The following is a 3129-nucleotide window of genomic DNA, read 5'->3' as shown; positions in this document are numbered from 1 at the left end:
GTTCTTCTATTCCTTCGACCTGTCGTTCTCTTTCATTGCCAGGAAGATCGGCTTCCTCGTCTCGCAGGGCGTGGTGACGACGCTCTACATCTCCGCCATTTCGATCGCCATAGCCACGGTCATCGCCTTCATCGGCGCCATAGCCAAGCTCTCCAAGAACGGCGTCGTCTATGGCCTGGCAACGTTCTACACCTCGCTGTTCCGCGGGCTGCCGTTGCTGATGCAGATCTACATCATCTATCTCGGCCTGCCGCAGGTCGGCTACGTGATCGGGGCCGTGCCCGCCGGCATCATGGCGCTGTCGCTTTGCTACGGCGCCTACATGACCGAAATTTTCCGCGCCGGCATCGAAAGCATTCCGCGCGGCCAGACCGAGGGCGCCACCGCGCTTGGCCTCAGCCCCAACCAGACGATGTTCCTGGTGATCCTGCCGCAAGCGATGCGCGTCATCGTTCCCCCGACCGGCAACCAGTTCATCGCGATGCTGAAGGATTCCTCGCTGATTTCGGTGGTCGGCGTATGGGAGATCATGTATCTGGCGCGCACGCAGGGCCAGACCGAGTTCCGGCACATCGAGATGCTGATCACCGCCTCGATGATCTACTGGCTGCTGTCGATCGGGCTCGAATTCCTGCAGTCCCGCATCGAGGAACGGTTCGGGCGCTCGCTGAAGCGCTGAACTTCAGTGCGGCATTCCCTCCTGGGGGAAGCCGCCGAGATGGCAGCAGGTCAGCGCGGCGCGGTCGCGGCCGCTTTCGAGACATTGCAACAGCGGCTTTTTGGCCAGCCAGGCGTGGAGAAAGCCGGCAATGAAACTGTCGCCGGCGCCGGTCGTGTCGACGACCGCGACCGGACGGATGCCGGTCTCGGCGCGCTCGCGGGCAGTGAACGCCATCGACCCCTCGGCACCGCGCATGACGACGGCGCAGCCTGCGCCGCGCGACAGAAGGTCCACCGCCATAGCCGCCGCGGCACCATAGGGTTCGCCGGTCGAGCAGAAGGCTATGCTCAGGCCCTCGACGCCGAGATTGGCCGGATCGGCGTTGACCGAAATGTCCTGCGAGACGCTGACGCCTGCCCGCGACAGGCGCCTGCGCAAGGCGCCGCCGTCATCCAGCCAGCCGATATGGACGTGATCCATCGCCTCCATGATGGCAAGTTCGGCCTCGTGCGGCGCGTATCCGGCGCAGGCGCCGAAATCCTCGGCGGCGATCAGCCGCTCACCTGACGGCAACACTTTGATGTCGGTCCAGGCGGTGTTGCGGTCGCCGACTCGCAGGTGGTCGACCACGACCCGATTGGCTTCGAGCTCGGCGCGGGTGCGCTCGCCTTCGGCGTCGCGGCCAACGGCACCGAAATAGAAGCTCCTATTGCCAAGCCGGGCGAGCTGGACGGCGACGTTGAGCGCGTTGCCGCCGACCAGCGAGCGCCCGATCGGCAAGCCGAGGCGGTCAGTGCAATTGTCGCCGACGGCGGCAAATCGAAATTGAGCCGTCATATCCCCTCTGCTACGCCGCTAAAGGCACGCGCTCAATAGGCTACGCGTTTATAGTAGCGGCGCGTCGTCAGCGGGTGGTTGCGGATTACCTCGAGATGAGCACTGACGCGTTCGAGGGCGGTGGCCAGCACGACCGGCGAAACCAGCGCGCGCACGTCCGCAGAAATGCCGGGCAGTTCGAAGGCGGCCGTGTCGAGCACCGTCGTCTTGTCCGTGTAGTTAGCTGCGAAATTCTCGACCCGCTCGGCCAGCGGCCGGGCGCTGTCCTCGCCCTTGAAGAGAACAACGCTCACGTCTTTTTCCACCAGCTCCAGCGTGCCGTGGAAAAAATCGGAGGCATGCACCGGACGGGTCCGGATCCATTGCATCTCTTCCAGGATGCACATGCCGTAATACCAAGCCTGCGGCCAGACGTTCCCGGCGCCGGTTATGATGTGATAGTCGGAGGCGGCCAGTTTTTGGGCGAAGTCGGCGGCTTGCTTTTCATAGCTCCGCTTCACCTCCAGCAGCAATCGCGGCAACTGCGCCAGCTCGGCGAAAATCCGTTCGGATTCGGCCAGCTCGCCGCGATGCTTCAGCACCGAAAGCGCGATGAACAGCGACTGGAGGTAGAAGGACTCGCAGGAGGTGTCGTCCTCAGCGAAGTTGACGAAGACGTGGTCCCCGCCCCTGCCGAGCGGCGTCTCCTCATGCCCAACCAGCGCGATCACCGTCGCTCCGATCTCCTTGATCCTAGCCAGCAGCGCCACGCTTTCCTTGGTGGTGCCCGAGAGCGAAGGCAGCACGACGATCGATTTCTCGGTCAGGTGCACGGATTGGGCAAGCTGCAGCTCGGCAGTGATATCGACGAAGGCGGGAAAGCCGGACCGGCGCTGCAGCAATTGTGCGGCCGGATGCATCAGAATCGCCGCGCCCCCGGTGCCGAGGAAGAAGATGTTTTGAGCCCCGGCGGCGAGACATTGCGCAACGGCGGTTTCGATGCGCTCCCGCAAAGCCACCGCCCCCGATTGAATGCGTACAAACCGGGCTTCGTCGAAATTGAGCATCGTTCCCTCGATCGCATCTGTTGTAAGACAACTGACATCTTGCTGAGCGCATTTCAAGAGAAATCTTGCGGACCGGCTCCGGTCCAATTGCGTATGCAGCAAGTGAGGCGCCACGACATGCCCCCGCTTGACCTAGCCGCGATTGTCCGACAACAAAAGGAGAGTTGGCACTATGGGGATCACGGACTTGGACGAGCCGCTTCGGGATGCGCGCACACTGGCGGTCCAGCTCCGCGACCGCCTTGCCGACCTGATCAGAAGCGAGGGGCTCAAGCCCGGCGACCGGCTGCCGACCGAGTCGCAGTTGACGCAGCGCTTCCGCATCTCGCGCCCTGCCCTGCGCGAAGCGCTGAAACTTCTCGAACAGGACGGCGCCATTTCCGTCACCCACGGCCTCGGCCGCTTTGTCACGGCGAACTCTGCCGTGCAGGTCGACCGGCCGATAACGATGTTCGAAAGCGTGACCGACATGTCGCGCCATTACGGCTACGACACCATCAACAAGGTTCTGTCGATCGCCGAGGAAACGCCCGATCCGGTGATCCAGCAGCAATTGCGGCTGGCCGACGGAGAGCGCGTCATAAG

At 63.3% G+C, this 3129-nt stretch carries 4 protein-coding genes; 2 read left to right on the top strand and 2 right to left on the bottom strand.

What is annotated here, in order from left to right; translation table 11 throughout:
• On the top strand, positions 1-679 hold a 679-nt coding region (locus tag EOA60_RS25765; RefSeq protein WP_164899528.1), incomplete at its 5' end, for an amino acid ABC transporter permease.
• A 3-nt stretch (positions 680-682) separates the two neighbouring features.
• Here EOA60_RS25765 and EOA60_RS25760 read toward each other — a convergent pair.
• Together EOA60_RS25760 and EOA60_RS25755 are read right to left on the bottom strand one after the other, a co-directional pair.
• Positions 683-1498, bottom strand: coding sequence for a PfkB family carbohydrate kinase (locus tag EOA60_RS25760; RefSeq protein WP_095824608.1), 816 nt, complete (start codon positions 1496-1498; stop codon positions 683-685).
• Between the two features lie 32 nt (positions 1499-1530).
• A complete protein-coding gene (locus EOA60_RS25755) occupies positions 1531-2544 on the bottom strand; it encodes an SIS domain-containing protein (RefSeq protein ID WP_095824609.1) in 1014 nt (337 codons plus the stop codon).
• 187 nt (positions 2545-2731) lie between these two features.
• Here EOA60_RS25755 and EOA60_RS25750 point away from each other — a divergent pair.
• A partial coding sequence (locus EOA60_RS25750; protein WP_164899529.1) for a GntR family transcriptional regulator occupies positions 2732-3129 on the top strand: 398 nt, incomplete at its 3' end.

It is taken from the genome of Mesorhizobium sp. M1A.F.Ca.IN.020.06.1.1 (assembly GCF_004023265.1).
Lineage (GTDB): Bacteria > Pseudomonadota > Alphaproteobacteria > Rhizobiales > Rhizobiaceae > Mesorhizobium.
This window is presented reverse-complemented; position numbering and strand designations above follow the sequence as displayed.